Here is a 555-nt window from a genome sequence, read left to right as displayed (position 1 = left end):
TCGCCGTCACACTGCCTACGATCAAGTTGATGATCGCTTCAACCTGTTCTGGCTTAAGGTCTTCACCCGGTTTGAGTTCGAGCATGACAGATGCAGACGGGGTTTCACCGTTTTGGCGTACAAACAAAGTTTGACGAGGAATCGCAAGGTGAACACGCGCATTCGCTACCGAGTTTAGCGACATGATAGTGCGTACTAACTCACCTTCTAAACCATGACGGTAACGCGCAGTCTCCATAAACTGGCTGGTACCTAATGAGCTGTCTTCTTTCAGTGAATCCAATCCGGTTGGCAGTTTCGCTTTTACGCCTTTTGACGCCAATAACATACGAATGCGAGCCACCTCACCTTCAGGAACCAGCACTTGGCCGTTCTGCTCCTGCATGCGGTAGCTCACACCTTCACTCTCTAAGACCGAGACAATCTCGCCAATATCGAATCGCTCTTGTTGGCTGTAAAGCGGACGGAAGCTTTGAGAAGAACTCCAAAGCGCAACCACAATGATCGCCGCTACAATCGCCGCGAGAACAGCGGATAGAACAAGATTTCGTTGGC

1 protein-coding gene is annotated in these 555 nt (G+C 50.3%); it reads right to left on the bottom strand.

All coding sequences use genetic code 11. The annotated features are described in order from the left end of the window. On the bottom strand, window positions 1–555 hold a 555-nt coding region (gene fliF, locus R7Q46_RS29345), incomplete at both ends, for a flagellar basal-body MS-ring/collar protein FliF (RefSeq protein WP_318078606.1).

It is taken from the genome of Vibrio sp. 811 (assembly GCF_033339195.1).
Note: the sequence above shows the minus strand (reverse complement) of the source record. Positions and strands in the feature narration are given on the sequence as shown.